17 protein-coding genes are annotated in these 17,764 nt (G+C 74.0%); 7 read left to right on the top strand and 10 right to left on the bottom strand.

Features of this window, described 5'->3' with window-relative positions:
* Nucleotides 1-56: 56 nt before the first annotated feature.
* Together FHD63_RS05525 and FHD63_RS05520 are read right to left on the bottom strand one after the other, a co-directional pair.
* Nucleotides 57-1,016 carry a saccharopine dehydrogenase family protein gene (locus FHD63_RS05525; RefSeq protein ID WP_338056426.1) on the bottom strand — a complete coding sequence of 320 codons (960 nt, stop codon included), beginning with the start codon at nt 1,014-1,016 and terminating at the stop codon, nt 57-59.
* A 319-nt stretch (nt 1,017-1,335) separates the two neighbouring features.
* Complete coding sequence (locus tag FHD63_RS05520; protein ID WP_139720796.1) at nt 1,336-1,917, bottom strand: TetR/AcrR family transcriptional regulator; 582 nt, start codon at nt 1,915-1,917, stop codon at nt 1,336-1,338.
* A gap of 23 nt (nt 1,918-1,940) precedes the next feature.
* On the opposite strand from FHD63_RS05520, the gene FHD63_RS05515 reads away from it, so the two are divergent.
* Both FHD63_RS05515 and FHD63_RS05510 read left to right on the top strand, forming a co-directional pair.
* Nucleotides 1,941-2,435, top strand: a complete 495-nt coding sequence (locus tag FHD63_RS05515; protein ID WP_139720794.1) for a hypothetical protein — start codon at nt 1,941-1,943, stop codon at nt 2,433-2,435.
* Nucleotides 2,408-3,019 carry an MFS transporter gene (locus tag FHD63_RS05510; protein WP_139720792.1) on the top strand — a complete coding sequence of 204 codons (612 nt, stop codon included), beginning with the start codon at nt 2,408-2,410 and terminating at the stop codon, nt 3,017-3,019. The genes FHD63_RS05515 and FHD63_RS05510 overlap by 28 nt, the downstream gene beginning before the upstream one ends.
* A gap of 49 nt (nt 3,020-3,068) precedes the next feature.
* Here FHD63_RS05510 and FHD63_RS05505 read toward each other — a convergent pair whose 3' ends face one another.
* The gene (locus FHD63_RS05505; protein ID WP_238705780.1) at nt 3,069-3,470 is read right to left on the bottom strand and encodes an HAD-IA family hydrolase; all 402 of its coding nucleotides are present in this window, start codon (nt 3,468-3,470) and stop codon (nt 3,069-3,071) included.
* Nucleotides 3,471-3,627: 157 nt separating this feature from the next.
* Between FHD63_RS05505 and FHD63_RS05500 the strand changes: the two genes are divergently transcribed.
* Entirely contained in the window at nt 3,628-4,662 is a 1,035-nt protein-coding gene (locus FHD63_RS05500; protein WP_139720788.1) for a LacI family DNA-binding transcriptional regulator, read from the top strand.
* A 21-nt stretch (nt 4,663-4,683) separates the two neighbouring features.
* Here the strand turns inward: FHD63_RS05500 and FHD63_RS05495 are convergent, their stop codons facing one another.
* The 3 genes from FHD63_RS05495 to FHD63_RS05485 are packed head-to-tail and all read right to left on the bottom strand — an operon-like array spanning nt 4,684 to nt 7,819.
* Nucleotides 4,684-5,778 carry a tartrate dehydrogenase gene (locus FHD63_RS05495; protein ID WP_139720786.1) on the bottom strand — a complete coding sequence of 365 codons (1,095 nt, stop codon included), beginning with the start codon at nt 5,776-5,778 and terminating at the stop codon, nt 4,684-4,686.
* A complete protein-coding gene (locus FHD63_RS05490; protein ID WP_139720784.1) occupies nt 5,775-6,656 on the bottom strand; it encodes an NAD(P)-dependent oxidoreductase in 882 nt (293 codons plus the stop codon). The genes FHD63_RS05495 and FHD63_RS05490 overlap by 4 nt, the downstream gene beginning before the upstream one ends.
* A complete protein-coding gene (locus tag FHD63_RS05485) occupies nt 6,653-7,819 on the bottom strand; it encodes a M14 family zinc carboxypeptidase (protein WP_139720782.1) in 1,167 nt (388 codons plus the stop codon). Before FHD63_RS05485 ends, FHD63_RS05490 begins: the two co-directional genes overlap by 4 nt.
* Nucleotides 7,820-7,968: 149 nt before the next feature.
* Between FHD63_RS05485 and FHD63_RS05480 the strand changes: the two genes are divergently transcribed.
* Entirely contained in the window at nt 7,969-8,700 is a 732-nt protein-coding gene (locus FHD63_RS05480; RefSeq protein WP_139720780.1) for a flavodoxin family protein, read from the top strand.
* 58 nt (nt 8,701-8,758) lie between these two features.
* Here FHD63_RS05480 and FHD63_RS15940 read toward each other — a convergent pair whose 3' ends face one another.
* Nucleotides 8,759-9,745 (bottom strand): diacylglycerol/lipid kinase family protein, encoded by a 987-nt coding sequence (locus FHD63_RS15940; protein ID WP_158296712.1) that lies wholly within the window; start codon nt 9,743-9,745, stop codon nt 8,759-8,761.
* 47 nt (nt 9,746-9,792) lie between these two features.
* On the bottom strand, nt 9,793-11,040 hold the full coding sequence (locus FHD63_RS05470) for an amidohydrolase (protein ID WP_139720778.1): 1,248 nt from the start codon (nt 11,038-11,040) through the stop codon (nt 9,793-9,795).
* A gap of 11 nt (nt 11,041-11,051) precedes the next feature.
* Between FHD63_RS05470 and FHD63_RS05465 the strand changes: the two genes are divergently transcribed.
* The 3 genes from FHD63_RS05465 (at nt 11,052) to FHD63_RS05455 (ending at nt 15,539) form a co-directional block, all read left to right on the top strand.
* Nucleotides 11,052-12,212, top strand: coding sequence for a M20 family metallopeptidase (locus FHD63_RS05465; protein ID WP_139720776.1), 1,161 nt, complete (start codon nt 11,052-11,054; stop codon nt 12,210-12,212).
* 534 nt (nt 12,213-12,746) lie between these two features.
* A complete protein-coding gene (locus tag FHD63_RS05460; RefSeq protein ID WP_139720774.1) occupies nt 12,747-14,966 on the top strand; it encodes a hypothetical protein in 2,220 nt (739 codons plus the stop codon).
* A gap of 96 nt (nt 14,967-15,062) precedes the next feature.
* The gene (locus FHD63_RS05455; protein ID WP_139720772.1) at nt 15,063-15,539 is read left to right on the top strand and encodes a PPOX class F420-dependent oxidoreductase; all 477 of its coding nucleotides are present in this window, start codon (nt 15,063-15,065) and stop codon (nt 15,537-15,539) included.
* Between the two features lie 171 nt (nt 15,540-15,710).
* On the opposite strand, the gene FHD63_RS05450 is transcribed toward FHD63_RS05455, so the two are convergent.
* Nucleotides 15,711-17,198, bottom strand: coding sequence for a cryptochrome/photolyase family protein (locus FHD63_RS05450; RefSeq protein ID WP_139720770.1), 1,488 nt, complete (start codon nt 17,196-17,198; stop codon nt 15,711-15,713).
* On the bottom strand, nt 17,195-17,740 hold the full coding sequence (locus tag FHD63_RS05445) for a 2'-5' RNA ligase family protein (RefSeq protein ID WP_139720768.1): 546 nt from the start codon (nt 17,738-17,740) through the stop codon (nt 17,195-17,197). The genes FHD63_RS05450 and FHD63_RS05445 overlap by 4 nt, the downstream gene beginning before the upstream one ends.
* Nucleotides 17,741-17,764 lie beyond the last annotated feature (24 nt).

Below are 17,764 nucleotides of genomic sequence, written 5' to 3'. Positions count from 1 at the left end.
CCGCACCCAGGCGCCGGCGGCGCACGTGCTCGAGAGGCTACCGGAGAGGCCTGGGGTCAGCGGTCGCCCGGAGCGGGGCCGTCCAGCCGTCGCACGTCCAGCGTGAAGCCCTGGCCCCGCAGCGCCTCGACGAGGTCGTCCCCGAGCGCCACCGCGGGCGTGAGCACCCCACCCCCGCGGCCGGCCGCGCCACGGGTCGCGAGCAGCACGAGCGCCGACTGCCCCAGGAGCACGGACGTGGCGGCATACCCCGGGTCCCCCTGGGCGGCGACGGTCGCGGCATACCTCGAGCCGTCCTCGGTCGTGGTCGTCGTCTCGGTGCGGAACGACCCCGCCTCGCGGCGCGCGCGCCCGGGGCCCTCCCCGGGCGAGGGCAGGAGACGGTCCACGATCGGGTCCAGGCCGCGCACCGTCATCGCCCGCGTGACCCCACCAAGCGCGGCGACCAGGGCGTGCGCCCGCAGCGCGCCGCGCGCGCCCGGGCCGGTGCCGACGAGCTCGCGGTAGCGGAAGCGCGGGCCGTAGGCGCTGCCGAGCAGCGCGTCGGAGCGGCGCACGACCCGGGTGTTGTAGGGCGCCATGACGAACGGCGCCGCCCACCGACCGCTGCGCTCCTCCACGAAGGGGCGCCAGTGCTCCCGTTGCCCGGCCGCGCCGCGGTGCCCGCCGCTCAGGGCGAACGGGTCGCGGACCACCCGGCGGAGGGCGGGGTCCTCGCGGGTGCGCCGCAGCTGGACCCGCAGCGAGTCGACCGTGCCGCCACTGACGCCTCCCCGGCCCTCACGCACCCACAGGGTGGTGTCGGTCAGGCCGCCGGCACCGTCGGCCCGCGCCGCCCGGTGGAGCAGGTGCACCCCGAGGTCGGAGGGCACCGCGTCGAAGCCGCAGGACACGACGATCCGGGCCCCGGTCTCCCGGGCCCGCTCGTGGAAACGCTCGACCACCTCGCGGACGAAGAGCACCTCGCCGGTGAGGTCGCCGTAGTCGGTGCCCGCGTCGGCGCAGGCCTCGACCACGGGTATGCCGTGCCGCTGGTAGGGGCCGACCGTGCTGAGGACGACGCGCGACCGTCCGGCGAGCGCCCGGAGGGTGCCGGGGTCGCCGGAGTCGGCGACCAGCAGCGGCCACCCCGGGCCCGGGGGCCCAGGCCGTCGCGCAGCTGCTCCAGCCGCTCCGGCGAGCGCCCGGCCAGACCGACGACGACCCCCTCGGGGGCGGCCTGCACGAGGTGCTCGGCGACCAGCCGGCCGACGAAGCCGGTGGCGCCGAAGAGGGCGATGTCGATGTCGCGAGCCATGCCCGCCATCGTCACCCGCCGGCGGCGTGCCCGCCCGCTCAGTCCGTGCGACCCCACCCCAGCGCGGCCCTCGCCACCTGCGCGGCCCGCACGGCCGGGTCCTGCGGGACGCCGCGCAGGAGGCTGGCCAGGACGCCGTTGTAGAGGAGCAGGACGGTGTCGACGACCTCCTCGACCCGCTCCGGGTCGACCCCGGCGGCCAGCTCCCGCAGCCGCCCGACCAGCCCCGCGGTGTCCGCGTCGACCAGGTCGAGGGCGCGGTCCTCGCCCTCCCCCCGCGTCTCCGGGCGCTCCGAGGCGGTCGCCAGGAAGGAGCACCACTGGGCCGCCGAGGACCGGGCCCGGAAGGCCGTGACGGCGTCGAAGACGGCGAGCACCCGCTCCTGCGGCCCCGCGGCGGCCTCGACCTGCTCCTGCCAGACGGACCTCCAGTCGTCGAGCCGACGCTGCAGGACCTCGGCCAGCAGGCCGTCCTTGCTGCCCATGTGGGCGTAGAGGGTGACGACCGAGACCCCGGCGGCGGAGGCCACCCGGTCCACCCCGGTGACCGCGATGCCCTCCGTGAAGAAGAGGGACTCGGCCGCGTCGAGGATCCGGGTGCGCGTCTGCTCCTTGCCCATCGACCTAGTGTAACGTGCGTTTCATGCTGAAACGATCGTTACACTTCTCTCCGGCGCCGACCACCCGGTCGCCGCTCGCGCTGGTCCTCGCCGGCGTGGCCCTCATCGCCGGCACCTACGGCATGGCCCGCTTCGGCGTCGGCCTGCTGCACCCGCAGATGGCCGCGGCGCGCCCGGGCCTCGACGGGGCGCTGCGCCCCGCGGGCACCGCGCAGTTCGCGTCCTACTGCCTCGCCGTCCTCGTCGGGGGCCGTCTGGCCAGGACCCGGGCCCGGCACGTGGCGCTGGCCGCGGGGGTGGTGGCCGGGGCCGGAGCCCTCGGCCTCATGCTCGCGCAGACCTCCGCCACCTTCACCGTCGCGGCCTTCGTCGCCGGGGCGGGGGCAGGGCTCGCCTCGCCGGCCCTGGTCCCGCTCCTGGACCGCGCCGTGCCGACCGAGCGGTCCGGCCTGACCCAGGCCGCGGTGAACTCCGGGACCCCGTGGGCCTGGTGGTCGTCGGCACCGTGGTGCTCCTGACCAGCGCGGTCGTCACCCCGTGGGTGATGGTCGCCGTCGTCTGCGTCGGCGCCGGGTGGGCCGTCCGTGCGCTGGCCCCGCCGAGCCCCGACGTCGGACCCGGGACCGCCGCACGTGTCGGCGGCCTCCCCCGGGCCGCCCGCACGATGGCCCTCCCCTGGCTGCTCGCCGCCGCGGCGGGGGGCGTCTCGGCCTACGTCTGGACCTACGGCCCCTCCGTGGTGGTGCAGGGCACCGGCCTCGGCACCGACCAGGTCGGCTGGCTCTGGGTGGCCGTCGGGGCCGGTGGGCTGATGGGGGTCGTCGCGGGCCGGGTCGTCGAGCTCACCAGCCCGCTCCTGGCCTTCCTCGCCTGCTCGGCCGGGGTCCTGCTGGCCACCGCCCTGGTGTCGGGGACCACCCACCCGGGGCCGGCGGTGCTGGGCCTGGTCCTCTTCGGCGCCGCCTCCATGGCGTTGACCGGGACGCTCATCCTCTGGGGCCGGGTGCTGCGACCCGAGGACGCGGGGCGGGCCACGGCGTGGCTGTTCCTCGCGGTCTCGGTCGGCCAGGCGGTGGGCACCGCCCTCGTCGGCCCGTCGTGACGGCCCACGGCGCCGAGCGCCGTCCCGCTCACGCGCGGGTGGCGACCGCTCACGCGCGCGTGCTGACCCACGCCCCCTCGGCGTCGACGCCCAGGCGCACCCAGGAGAGGTCGGGCACGACGAGGTCGGCGTCGCCGAGCTGCTCCCGCGGGGTGGTGGTGAGCAGCGCCAGCGTCGCGGCACCCGCCGCGCGGCCGGAGCGCAGGCCGGCCGCGGAGTCCTCCACCACGAGGCAACGCGCCGGGTCCACGCCCAGCCTCGCGGCCGCCTCGAGGTACGGCTCCGGATCAGGCTTGCCCCGGGCCACGTCGTCGGCGCAGACCAGCACCGCGGGCTCGGGCAGGCCGGCGGCCCGCAGCCGCGCCGAGGCCAGGGCCTGGTCGGCCGAGGTCACCACCGCGGCCCGGTCGCCGAGCGCGCGCAGCGCGTCGAGGGCCCCCGGCAGGGCCACGACGTCGCCCAGGTCGTCGAGCTCATGAGACGTCCTTGTCCTCGTTTACAACGGATAACCATCGTGGTTCACCCAGGATTATGCCGTGCGTGTGCAACGTTGTAAAGAGATCTCTCGCGCGGCGTGTCGACGGCAGCCCTACCCCTACCATGGCTGCATGCCGGTCAGACTCAAGGACGTCGCGCAGCACGCCGGGGTCTCGGTGAAGACCGTCTCCAACGTCGTCAACGACCACCCTCACGTCAGCAGCGACATGCGCGAGCGCGTGCAGGCGTCGCTGACCGAGCTCGGCTACCGCCCCAACCTCGCCGCCCGGCAGCTCAAGCACGGTCGCGGCGGGTTCATCACGCTCGCGGTCCCCCAGCTCGACTCGCCCTACTTCTCCGAGCTCGCCGCCCGGTTGTCCGACGAGGCGACCAGCCGCGGCTTCCTGCTGCTGCTCGACGTCACCGGCGCGGACCCCGACGAGGAGCGGCTCGTGCTGTCCGGCATGCGCGCCCACATGGTCGACGGGGTCATCTTCAGCCCGCTGGCCCTGTCGGCCGAGGAGATCGCCGCGCGGACCGACGACATCCCGCTGGTCCTGCTGGGTGAGCGACGGACACCGACGCAGTTCGACCACGTCGCCGTCGACTCGGTGGCCGCCTCCCGGGCGGTGGGCGAGCACCTCCTGGCGCTCGGTCGACGCCGGCCCGCGGCCATCGGCCGGCAGACCCGGGAGGGGACGGCGTCGGTGCGGCTGGAGGGCTTCGTCGAGGCCCTGCACGACCAGGGTCTCGAGCTCCCCGACGACCGCACGGTCACCGTCGACGGGTTCGGCCGGGAGGAGGGGTACCACGGTATGCGTCAGCTGCTCGACCTTCCCGCGGACCGTCGCCCGGACGCCGTCTTCGCCTTCAACGACCTGCTGGCCGTGGGGGCCCTGCGCGCGTGCTACGAGGCGGACGTGCGCGTCCCCGACGACATCGCGGTCGCCGGCTTCGACGACATCGCCGAGGGCCGTTTCCACGCGCCGTCGCTCACGACGATCTCCCCCGACCTCGAGGTGCTCACCCGCAGCGTCCTCGACCTGCTGGTCCGCCGCATCGAGGGGTGGTCGGCACCGCCGGAGCACCCCGTCGTCCCGTGGACGCTGCACCACCGCGAGTCCACCGGCGGGGTGGCGGCCCCGGTCACCACCGCTCCGGCCTGAGCCGGGCGCCGGGGAGCGCCGTCACCCGGCGGCGTCGAGCCCGGTGACGTGGCGACGGACGGCCAGCGCCACCTCCGTCGTCGACGCCGTGCCACCCAGGTCCGGGGTGCGCACGCCGGAGTTCAGGCTGGCCTCGATGCCGGCGACGACCTCCGCCGCGGCGTCCGGGTGACCGAGGTGGTCCAGCATCATCGAGGCCGCCCAGAGCTGGCCGAGCGGGTTGGCCACCCCCTGACCGGCGATGTCCGGGGCGGAGCCGTGCACCGGCTCGAACATCGAGGGGTGCACGCCCTCGGGGTTGAGGTTGGCCGAGGGCGCGATCCCGATGCTGCCGATGATGGCCGCCCCGAGGTCGGTGAGGATGTCGCCGAAGAGGTTGGAGGCGACCACGACGTCGAAGCGTCCCGGGTCGAGGACGAACATCGCCGACAGCGCGTCGATGTGGTAGTCCCGGACCTCCACCTGCGGGAAGTCGGCCGCCGTCTCCCGGACGACCTCGTCCCAGAAGGGCATGGTGTGGATGATGCCGTTGGACTTGGTGGCGGAGGCGAGGGTGCCGCCGCGCCCCGCGGCGAGGGTGAGGGCATACCTTGCCACCCGCTCCACCCCGCGACGGGTGAAAACCGACTCCTGGACGGCGAGCTCGTGCGGCGTGCCGCGGTACATCCGGCCGCCGACCTCGGAGTACTCCCCCTCGTTGTTCTCCCGCACGACGACGAAGTCGATGGACGTGCCCTCCCGCAGCCGCAGCGGCGACTCTATCCCCGGCAGGAGCCGGACCGGACGGAGGTTGACGTACTGCTCGAAGGTGCGGCGGATGGGGATGAGCAGGCCCCAGAGCGACACGTGGTCCGGGACGCCGGGGTAGCCGACGGCACCCAGGAGGATCTGGTCGACCTGCGCGAGCCGGTCCAGCCCGTCCTCCGGCATCATCCGCCCGGTCCGGGTGTAGTGCTCGCAGCTCCAGTCGTGGTGCTGCCACTCGAAGGTGAGACCGTGCCGCTCCCCCACGGCCTCGAGGATCCCGAGGGTGGGCTCCATGACCTCGGTCCCGATGCCGTCACCGGGGATCACCGCGACCCGGACGGGCCGCTCGGACGTGCCTGCCCGACTCATCGGGAGCCTCCCTCGGTGCGTCGGTCCAGCCCGCGGATGAGGGCCGAGTGGTCCAGGGCGGCGTCCCCCTGCTCCAGCGCCTGCGCCACGAGGTCGGCGACGACGCGGGCGACCGGCAGGTCGAGGCCGGAGTCCCTGGCGAGGCCCTCGGCGATGCGCAGGTCCTTGTCGTGCAGCTCCATGCGGAACCCCGGCTCGAAGCTGCGGCGCACGAGGTTGTCCCGCTTCTGCGCCAGCACCGCGGAGCCGGCGAGGCCGCCGGCGAGCACGTCGAGCGCCTCGGCCAGCGCGATGCCCTGGCTCTCCAGCAGCACGACCGCCTCGGAGAGGACCTGGATGTTGCCCGCGACGACGACCTGGTTGGCGGCCTTGACGACCTGGCCCGCCCCCGGGGGCCCGACGTGGACGACCGTGGCGCCGACGACCTCCAGCAGCGGACGGGCGCGCTCGACCGCGTCCTCCTCGCCGCCGACCATGACGGACAGCCGGGCCTCCCGGGCGCCCGCCTGGCCGCCGGAGACGGGGGCGTCGACCATCGGCATACCCCGGTCCGCCGCCTGCGCGGCGACCCGCCGGGCGACGGCCGGGGAGATCGTGGAGAAGTCCACGACCAGGGTCCCGGCCGCCGCCCGGGCGAGCACGCCGTCGTCGCCGCCCATCACCGTCTCGACGTCGGGCCCGTCCGGCAGCATGAGGCAGACCGCCTCGGCGCCCTCCAGGGCGGCGGGCAGCGTGTCCACGGTCGTGCCACCGGCCTCCACGAGCTCGGCGCCCTTGCCCGGGCTGCGGTTGACACCGCGGACCTCGTGGCCGGCGCGTTGCAGGTGGGCGGCCATGGGCGCACCCATGACCCCGAGTCCGACGAAGGCGATCCTCATGCGGGGATGATGCCACCCCAGTCGGTGAAGTACTGCAGCACGGGGGTGCCCGGGATCTGGTCGTCCCAGACGGTCGGGTCGACGTCGAAGATCTCACCGCTGGCCAGCCCGTCCAGCCAGGCGGTCAGGCCGAGGACGTTCTGGCGGACCATCTTGCCGCGTGCCTTGTGGCCGATGTTGCCGTCGCGGGTGTTGCCGGAGGTCTCGAAGAAGACGGCCGGGTTGGAGTGCCCGCCCGGGTTCATCCCGCCGTAGTTCAGCCCCAGCATCATCGCCGACACGACACCGCCGCGGATGTCGATGACGGTGCCGTAGCCGACGTCGTACTTGTCGGTGCTGATGAAGCCGTAGCGGTCGGTCTCCAGCCAGACGTGGCTCTGCATCTGCCGGGTCTGGACGTCGTACAGCCCGCCCTCGACGCCCGGCAGGGTCGGACCGCCGGGAGCCAGCGAGATGCCGAGCGAGAAGGTGATGGCGTCCCCGGTCTCCCGGTCCGTCTTGAGGCCCTGGTGGTGGATGTCGAGGGCGTAGGCGGGCTGCACCCTGGCCCAGTACTCGTACCACGCGAGCGACTCGCGGGCCACGAAGCGGTCCGGCGCCCAGTCGCGGTTGAGGTCCACCCGCTGCTGGTTGCCACCGGCGTCCAGCCGCGGCGAGTCCGTGGCGCGGTCCCAGAGGATCGTCTCGCGGATGTTGGCCTCCGAGCCGTCCGGGTTGTAGCAGGGGATGACGTGGACCGTGAACTCGTCCCGGATCTGCTGCCACTCACGCCGGCCGCTCGTCGCGAGGCTCTGGAGGACGGTCATGGTCGAGTCGAGGCCGTAGGGCTCGTTGCCGTGGATGCGACCCTGCACCCAGACCGGCGTGTCGCCGGTGCCGACCGTCGCGACGTAGAGCTCCCGGCCCTGCTCGCTGAGGGACTCGGCCGTGCCGATCTGCGAGAGCGTCCGCACGGTGACGGGGTAGCGGCTGCTGCTCGCGAGCCGCTCCAGCTGGGTGACCATGTCGCCGTAGGAGCGGATGGCGGCGAGGGGGGTCTCCTTGCCGGGGGTGGGGAACGTCGCGTCGGCCTGCGCCGAGCCGGCGCCGGTCACGGTCGCCCCCAGGGCGGCCAGGCTGCCCCATCCGAGCAGAGATCGGCGGGACATCGGGGTGTGCGGCATGGGTGCCTCCTCGTTGAGAGCGTGGTCCGCTCACCCTACGTCGGGGTCCGTCTCGCGGCACGGACGACCGGCAGGTGGCCTCCGCGCGCCGTCGGACCCGGGCCGTGGCAGGCTGGTCGGACCACGTCGGCCCGACCAGGAGGACCACCATGGAGGCACCGGACTACCAGGGGCTGCGCGCCCTGCTCGTCAACTGCTCGCTCACGCCGGACGCGGGTACGTCGCACACCGGGCGGCTGCTCGACGTGGTGGACCACCTCATGGCCGGCGCCGGGGTGGAGGTCGACCGCCTGCACGCCGTCGACCACCGGATCGCCCCGGGCGTCCAGCCCGACATGCGCGAGCACGGCTGGGACCACGACGACTGGCCCGAGCTGTGGCCGCGCGTCGAGGCCGCGGACATCCTCGTCATCGGCACGCCGCTCTGGCTGGGTGAGGAGTCCTCGGTGTGCCGCAGGGTCGTCGAGCGCCTCTACGCGATGTCCGGGATGCTCAACGACCGGGGTCAGTCCATCTTCTACGGCAAGGTCGGCGGGGCCGTCATCACCGGCAACGAGGACGGCGTCAAGCACACCTCGATGTCGCTGCTCTTCGCCCTGCAGCACCTCGGTCTCGTCATCCCGCCCCAGGCCGACTGCGGATGGCTCGGCGAGATCGGGCCCGGGCCGTCCTACGGCGACCCGCAGGACGGCGGGCGACCGGTCGGCTTCGACAACGACTTCACCCGCCGCAACGCCACGATCATGAGCTGGAACCTCATGCACACCGCGCACCTGCTCCGTCAGGCCGGCGGGCTCCCGACGTACGGCAACGACCGCGACGCGCTCGCCGACGGCGAGCTCTTCGGGTATGCCGAGCCCGAGGCGGTCCCGGAGGGCTGAGCACGCGCCGTCTGCGGACTCGTCGGGGCAGGTGCGGGTGCGTCGGCGTCCGGAGCCGTCAGCCGACGGCCCCCTGCGACCCCTCCGGCACGCGCAGCGTCCAGCCCTGGTCCAGCAGCCGCCAGGAGCGGCGCATGACCCGCTGGTCCTCGACCTCGCCGTCGGTGTTGATCCGGAAGGCGTCGACCTCGCGGTCGGCGGTCACGACGACCTCCCGCCCCGAGGTGAGGGTGACGTCCTCGCGCAGGGTGTGCCTGCCCTTGCGCAGGTCCAGCGCGAAGCGCACCCGCGCCCACGGCGACACGCCGTGCGCCACGACCACCTCGACCTGTCCGTCGCCGGCGCGGGCGTGCGGGGCCACCGGGGTGCCGCCACCCACCGAGCGGCCCAGGGCCAGGGTCACCATGAGCTCGGGCCGCTCGTCGTCGGCGATGCCCTCCCCGTCGACCGTCACCCGCAGGTGCCAGCCGCGGGAGGTCAGCCCGGCCCGCAGGGCGCCCCAGCCGTAGGCCGCCTTGCCGAGCACGCCCTTGACCTCCCCCGCGTGGGCCGTCGCCTCCGCCGCCACCCCGGCGTGCACGACGTTGACCACGACCGAGCCCTCGTCGTCCACGAGGAGGCCGCGCCCGGTCCGGACGCCGGCCACCGCCACCCGGGCGGCCTGCTCCGGGTCCAGCGGGATCTCGGCGCCCCTGGCGAGGTCGTTCCCGGTGCCGAGCGGCACCACGCCGACCGCGCCGACCCGGCCCAGCAGGTCCTGGTCGTGCACCGACTGCAGGAGGCGGTGGACCGAGCCGTCCCCGCCCATGACGACGACGTCGCGGCCGACCGCCGAGGCGACGGCCGCGGCATACTCCTTGTCGTCGGCAGGCGTCACGACCTCGACACCGTCGGCGCTGCTCGCCTCCAGGACCCGGCACACCCGCTCGACGAGCTCCTCGTCGGAGGATCCCGCGGCGGAGTTGGAGAGCACGAGCACCCGGCGGTCGGCGGCCCCGGGTCCGTCGGTGCGCTCGGTCGTGTGCGTCGGTTCGTCGGTCGGCACGGCGTCTCCTCGCCTCGGGTCAGGACACGGCCACGCTACGCCCCGTGTCAGTCGCTGCCGCGCCGGACCAGCCGGGCCGTCAGCGCCGCGTGCGCGGCGGTCACCCCGACGCCCAGGGTGGGCTCGAGCTGCGGGCCGAAGTGCGGCGAGTGGTTGGTGACCGTGGGCCCCTCCCCCTCGACCTCCTCCCGGGTCAGACCCCCGAAGAACCAGTAGACGCCCGGCACCTCGATCGCGTCCGGGAGCGCACCGAAGTCCTCGCTGCCCATCACCGCGGGGATCTGCGAGACCTGCTCCTGGCCGAGGGCGCCGCGCAGCACGTCCATCACCCGTGCCGTCTCCTCCTCGTCGTTGACCAGCAGGGGGAAGGTGTAGATCTCCTCGATCTCCGGCTCCGGCGCGTCCGAGGCCATCGCCTCGGCCAGGATGACCCGGCGCAGCGCACCGAGCAGGTGGTCGCGCACGTCGGCGTCGAGGTTGCGCATGTTGACGGTGAACTCGGCCGTCGCCGGGATGATGTTCTCCTTCAGCCCGGCGTGGATCGTGGCGATGGTGATGACGGCGGCCTTCTGGGCCGGCACCTCGCGGCTCTTGAGGCTCTGGATCCGCACGATCATGTGCGCGGCCAGCACGACGGGGTCGATCGTCGACTCGGGCTGCGACCCGTGGCCCCCGCGACCCTTCACCGTCACCCTCCACGCGTCGGAGAAGGTCATGGCCGGGCCGGGCGTCATGTCGACGGTCCCGGAGACGCCGGGCCAGACGTGCTGGCCGTAGATCACCTCGGGCCGCGGGGCGCGGTCCCACAGACCGTCATCGAGCATGGCCGCGGCCCCCTGCGCCGTCTCCTCCCCCGGTTGGAAGAGGAAGACGACGGTGCCGGCCCAGGACGAGCGGTCCTGGGCGAGCAGCGTGGCCGCACCGATGGCCGCGGTGACGTGCATGTCGTGGCCGCAGGCGTGCATGACGGGGACGTCGGTGCCGTCCGGGAGGGTGCCCCGGGCGGTGGAGGCGTAGTCCAGACCGGTGTCCTCCTCGACCGGCAGCGCGTCGGTGTCGGCGCGGAAGCCCACCACCGGGCCCTCCCCGTTGCGCAGGGTCGCCACGACACCGGTCCCGCCGCACCGGAAGACGTCGTAGCCCAGAGCGCTCATCCGCTCCTCCACGAGGGTCGCCGTCGCCTCCTCCTGCATCGACAGCTCCGGGTGGGAGTGCAGGTGGCGGTAGAGGTCGTGCAGCGACGCGCGCAGGTCGGCGTGCTCGGTCCGGTCCAGGAGGGTGGTGGTCGGCGACATACGGTGAGGGTATGCCGACCACGCACGCGAGCGCCGTCCGGGACTTCGTCGAGGCGCGGCTCGAGGAGGCCCTGGCCGACCTGGACCTGCTGGTGTCGCTGGAGACGCCGAGCCGGCGCCGGGACCTGCTGGACGCGGCGCTGCCCCGGATCGAGGCATACCTCGTCGGTCGACTGGGCGAGCCGGCGCGGCGCGCACGGCACGACGGGGGCGACCTCGGGGACGTCCTCGACCTCACCTGGGCGGGTGACCGGGGTGCCGGGCAGGTGCTGTCGCTGGCGCACTACGACACCGTCTGGCCCGAGGGGACGCTGGCGGACTGGCCGCTGAGGCGCGACGACGACGTCCTGACCGGGCCCGGCGTGCTCGACATGAAGGTGGGGATCGTGCAGACGGTCTGGATGGTGCTGGCCCTGCGCGAGCTCGGCGTGCCGCACCCGGACGTCCGGCTCCTGCTGACCCCGGACGAGGAGATCGGGTCGCGTGCCGGGCGCCCGCACCTCGAGGCGGCCGCACGCGACGCCCTGGTGACCCTCATCACCGAGCCCAGCGCCGGCGGGTCGGTCAAGACGCGGCGCAAGGGGATGGTGTTCGCGGACGTCACGGTGCACGGGGTGGAGTCGCACGCCGGTCTCGACCCGGACGCGGGGGCGAGTGCCGTGCACGAGCTGGCCCGTCAGGTGCCGCTGCTCGCGGCGCTCGCCGACCCGGAGCGGCAGACCACGGTCAACGTCGGCACGATCAGCGGCGGCACCGGGCGCAACGTCGTCGCAGGTCGGGCGACCTGCGAGGTGGACGTGCGCATCCAGGACCCGGCCGAGGAGGAGCGGGTGGTGCGGGCGCTGGAGGCGCTCGAGGTGGTGGACGAGCGGTGCCGGCTCGAGGTGGTCATCGACCGCAACAGGCCTCCGATGAACCCCACGGCCCACACCGACCGGCTGCTGGCGCTCGTCCGCGCGGCTGGCGCCGACCTCGGGGTCGAGGTCGGCGACCGACCCGTGGGTGGGGCGAGCGACGGCAACTTCGTCGCCGCCCTCGGCCTGCCCGTGCTGGACGGGCTCGGCGGGATCGGCGCCGGTCCGCACGCGCGGCACGAGCACATCCTCGTCAGCGGGATCGCCCGGCAGACCGCTCTCCTGGCGGGGGTCGTGGAGCAGCTGGCGCACGGCTGAGGGAGGGGCGGCGCCGCCCGAGCCGGACTGCACACTCGGTCCAGGCTGCACCTCCGGCGCCCTTCCCGGCCCTTGCTCTCGGTCCGCCATTACGGCCGGGAGCGACGATCGCATCTCGGACGGCTCGGCCCGAGCCAGACTGCACACCCCGGCTCCCCTACCGGCCCCCTTTTCGACCCACAGGCTCGGGGCGACAGGCCCGGTCACCTCTTGTGTTGTCCGAACAGGTGTTCTATAATGGGAGGAGAATGGGGGAGGGACACGATGCAAGATCCATACGTCGACTCACCGATCGAGTGCGGGCTGGCCGGGATCTGCGGTCCATGGTCCTGGGGCGCAGCACCACGCACCGCGACGTTCGATCTGCATGCATACCGGTTGACGCTCCGCATCGGCGTCCCCCACGGTCGGCCCCCCGCCGGAGTCGTCCGCACCGAGGACGCGGCCGCCGACCCGGGCCTCAGGGGCAGGACTGAGACGAAGGTCCCACCTCCGGTCGAGACGCCGATCGCGGACGGTGCCACGTCGGAGCCCGTGAGCGAGGCCGAGGCGCAGCCCACGGACGAGGCCGAGGCGCAGCCCACGGACCAGGCCGAGCCAGAGCCCACGGACCGGGCCGAGCCTCAGCCGACGGACCAGGCCGAGCCAGAGCCCAGGGATCAGGCCGGGTGCCAGCCGGCGGGATCCGGGCCCCTCGACGCGGTCGACCGGGTCCGTGGACTGGCGAGGCAGAGGTCCGCCCTGGAGGCACAGCTGCTCGGAGCCGCCCGCGACCTTGCTGCGGAGGTCGGCGGCGCCCTGCTGACCGACAAGGGCTTCGCCGACGTGGAGGAGCTGACGTCGGCACAGCGTCGCCGGTGGCGTGCCGAGACCAAGAGGCTGGCCTGCGCGGAGCTGCAGGTCGCGTTGGGCCTGGGGGTCAAGGAGGCCCGGCAGATGATCGGCGTCGCCTGTGCCCCGGTGCCGGTCCGGGCGGTGGTGGGCGAGGCACTGGAGAGCGGCCTGGCCTCCTGGGGTCACGTGCGCGCGTTCTGGGACCGCTGTGGTTCCCTCGCCGCGGACGAGGCCGCTGTGGTCTGCGAGTCGCTCTTCGGGTCCGACGCCGCCACGGTGGTGGCCGAACGCCTGGGCCCGGACGGCACCGTGCTGGACCGACCGTGGCACCAGGCCGAGTTCTGGGCGGCGCTCGAGCGGGAAGCGGTGCGGGTCGAGGGGCAGGACGTCGTCGCCGAGCGCGAACGCCGTCGTCGAGCACGCGCGGACCGTCGCGTGTGGATGAGGGTGGATGACGACTCCACGGCCACCCTGGCGATCACCGGTCCCCTGACCAGCCTGTGCGCGATCTCGCAACGGCTGGACGTCTGCGCCAAGGCGCTCCGCAAGGGTGGGGACGAGCGCACGCTCGCGCAGCTGCGCTCCGACGTCGCCCAGACCCTGCTCCTGCACGGACACCTCGAGCTCCCGGATCCGCAGGACGCCCTCATCACCCCGACCGACGGCGAGACGGTCGCGCAGATCGTCACCGCACAGCCCTCGGTCTGCCTCGAGGTCGTGGTGCCGTGGGACGCCCTCGCCGGCCGATCCGTCTGTGCTACATGCCGCACAGGCGTGGTCCCGACCGACACCCAGCTGGATGGCGAGAGCGACCGGACACCACCACAGGTGGGGCCCCCAGCGCCAGCCCAGGAACCCGCACCGCCACCGGGCCCGGACCAGGCACCGCGACCCGCACCACCACCGCCGTCCGGTCGAGCCGCGGCCGATCAGGCACTCCCACCACCGGCGCCGACTCCCGCGCGTCCGTCCTCGGCCGTCGGCGAGATCCTCGGGAGACACCCCGCCTACCTCACCTCCGGCCACGCGCGGGAGCTCGCGCTGGCCCCTGGCACGACCCTCGCCCGGCTGCTGGTCGACCCGGCCGACGGTCGCCTCATCGAGCGCAGCGTCACGTCCTACCGCCCCGACGCCGCCATGCGCCGACAGGTCCTCGCAGCGGACGTCTACTCGCGGGCACCCGGCAGCCGGAGCCCGGCGCTGGCCTGCGAGATCGACCATGAGCAACCCTGGGGGTCGGCAGGAGCCACCAGTGAGACCAACCTCGTGCTCAAGGACGTCCGCAGCCACCAGTTCAAGACCGAGGGGTGGTGGACCAGCGCTCTGGGCCCACGACGCGACGTGCGGTGGGAGACCCTCCTCGGCCAGGTCGAGCAGACGCGTGGACACGACTACCGGCAGTACCTCCCCTCCCGTCGCCCCACCGCCGACGCGACTCGACCGGACGGACCGGGCGACACGTCGAAGGCCAGCGTCCGGCGGAGTCCTGCTGGCCCGGAGGGCGCGCGCAGCGCCGACGCCGACGTGACCACCACCCAGGACGACGACCTCGACCTGGCCTGCCGCGCCCTGTATGCCGCGCTCGCGCACCGTGGGGTGGCCGCTCTGCTCGCCGACACGGACGACGCCGACGGAGCCACCGACCACGACCCCCGTCTCAGCGGCTGGATCACCCTGGCCCACCGGGGACCGGACGGCCGGCGGCGAGGCGGACCACCCGAGGACTGCGCCACCGTGGCGAGCCTGCTCGGCATGACGACCGGCCACCCCCGGGACGACGAGGCGACGACACCGGGCCCGCACGAGGACCAGCGCGACCAGAGACCAGGCGGCCCCGTGCAGCGAGGACCCCACGACCGGTCGACGGACCCGCAGCAGCAGCCGTGGGAAGCATCCGGTGACGACCCGCCGCCCTTCTGACCGTCGCGAGGTCGCTGTGCCGCAGCACGACCCGGGTCGGTTCGCCGGCGAGCAGCACCGGCGGCGGTCTGCCGCCGCGGGTGGCACAGTGGGTCCATGCCTCGCTCGATCGCCACCACCACCGACGTCGACCGTCGACGACTCCTCGACTTCGCCCGGGACCGTCACCATCTCGTCCTCATCACCCAGCGTCAGGACGGCCGGCCACAGGCCTCCCCCGTCACCGGCGGGGTGGACGACGAGGGTCGACTGGTCATCTCCACCTATCCCGAGCGGGCCAAGACCGCGAACGCCCGGCGTCACCCCGAGGTGAGCGTGCTCGTGCTGTCCGACGACTTCGACGACGCCTGGGTCCAGGTCGACGGCACCTGCGAGGTCCTCGACGGGGAGGACGCCGTCGAGCCCCTCGTCGACTACTTCCGCTGCATCTCCGGCGAGCACCCGGACTGGGACGAGTACCGTCAGGCCATGCGCGACCAGGGCAAGTCCCTCATCCGGGTCACCCCGACGCGCTGGTCGCCGATCGCCACCGGCGGGTTCCCCGCCCGGCTCGCCGACTCCGACGCGGGCTGAGCACTTCTCCCCCTGCCCGTCGGTGCCCGCCCACGGCTGTCCCGGTCAGCTCGCTGCGTGATCTGCCCCGCCTGGGGCCGTCGTCGTCAGCTCGCTGTTTGATCTGCCCCGCCTGGGGCCGCCGTCGTCAGCTCGCTGCCCGGTCTGCCCCCCCTTCGCGCTCGTCGAGCGCTAGCGCCCGAGCCACGGCGCAGCGGAGTCGCGGTGCTCCTGCTTCTTCTCCTGCGCCATGCCGTCCCACGTGCGGACCGCGAAGTTGGCCCTGGTGTTCGCCTCGAACACCTCGCGGTGGTCCTCCACGAAGGTCCAGTACAGCCCGTCCCAGGCCTGTCGCCAGTCGCCGGGGGGCAGGTCCGACATCTTCCGGAGGTAGTTGCTGCCGGACACGTAGGGCTTGGTCGTGATCGCGTCGCCCGCGGCGAACTGGCTCATGGCATACACGTTCGGCACCATGACCCAGTCGTAGGCGTCGACGAAGAGCGACATGAACCACCGGTACACCTCGTCGGGATGCACGCGCAGGAGGCACAGCGCGTTGCCCAGCACCATGAGCCGCTCGATGTGGTGCGCGTAGCCCCGCTCCAGCACCCGACGGATGACGAGGTCGACCGGCTCCAGACCGGTGTCCCCGGTCCACCACGAGTCCGGCATCGAGCGCCCGTGCTCGAGGACGTTGCTGGTGCGCATCCGCCGTCCCCAGATCCGGTAGGTCGCCCGCATGTACTCCCGCCACCCGATGAGCTGGCGGACGAACCCCTCCAGACTGGGCAGGTCGACGTCCTGCTCGTCGGCGGCTGCGAGAGCACGCTCCAGCACCTGGTCGGGGTTGATGAGACCGCAGTTGAGGGCCGGGGTGAGGGCGGCGTGGAAGATGACCGGGTGCTCGACGCTGATGGCGTCCTCGTAGGGACCGAACTGCGTGAACCGCTCGTCGAGGAAGCGGCGCAGCGCGGCGTCGGCCTCGCCCGGTGAGGTCGCCCAGCAGAAGGTGGACGGGTCGCCGGGGGCGTCCGGGAAGTGCTCGGCGACCCAGTCGACCGCCTCGTCCACCCGGGTATGCCGTCGCGACGGGCCGAGCGAGGGGTCCGGGACGGAGTGCCCCCGGGGCAGCTTCTTGCGGTTCTCGGTGTCGAACGACCACCGGCCGCCGACCGGCTGGTCGCCGTCCATGAGCACGTCCAGCCGTCGTCGCTGCCACGCGTAGAAGTGCTGCATCCGGGCTCCGCCGGACGCGAAGTGGTCGTGGACCTGCTCCCGGGTGGTGAGGAACGCCGGTGTGTCCAGCACGTCCTCCGGACTCAGCTCGTAGCCGCCCTCACGCAGCTGGTCCCGGCAGTGCCGCCCGAGCCAGTCGTCGGCGACGTCGAGGACGCTGACCTGGTCCGGCCGGAGCCGTCGCACGAGCTCGACCAGGCCCGCACCGCTGGTGCGCTCGGGCGAGGACTCGACGACCTCGACGTCGAGCGACGCTTCGCGCGCCCGGTCGACGAACCTGCGCACCGCCGCACGGTGCAGGACCAGCTTGTGCGAGTGGAACGGGAACTGGCGGTAGAGCAGGTCGTCCTCGACGACGACGAGCACCGTGTCGTCGTCGACGTCCAGCTGCTCGGCGTGCAGCTGGTGCGGGTAGACGAGTCGTACCTGCGTGCCCCGGCTCATGCGGCGGCCCCTGCCACGGCGCTGACGGCCTCGGCGTCCGGGTCCCACCACCGCAGGCCGTGGAGCACGAGCGGGGCGCCCCCCACCGCACCGCTGCTCGGCCCGGCAGCCTCGGCCGACAGCGCGGCGAGGGCCTCGCCCGCCACCTGGGTCGTCAGGCGCGTCGCCAGGGTCACGTGCGGCACCCACGGACGGTCGTCGGCGTCGGGCCAGCGCGAGACCAGCTCGGCCTGCGCCCGTCGCGCGGCCAGCGGGAGGGCGACCAGGTCGGCGATGGTCAGGCGGCGACCACCGAGCAGCACCAGCCCGGTGACCTCCACCCGGAGCGGGAGCAACGGCGACCACAGCTCACCGGCGAGGGTGAGCAGCTCCTCCCCCGGCGGCTGCGGGGACGAGGCGACGGTCAGGTGCGGTCGGTGGGTGCGGCCCCGGTGGCGGCCCAGCGAGGGGATGCCCGCGTCCTCCAGCACCGCCCAGCGGCTCCGCACCCGTGCGTCGTCCTCGGGGTCCAGCACGAGCTCGAGCGCGTGCGCCCGGCTCACACGCGGCTCCCCGTCCGGTGCGTC

The sequence above is a fragment of the Serinicoccus chungangensis genome, assembly GCF_006337125.1.
Classification (GTDB): Bacteria; Actinomycetota; Actinomycetes; order Actinomycetales; family Dermatophilaceae; genus Ornithinicoccus; species Ornithinicoccus chungangensis.
Note: the sequence above shows the minus strand (reverse complement) of the source record. Positions and strands in the feature narration are given on the sequence as shown.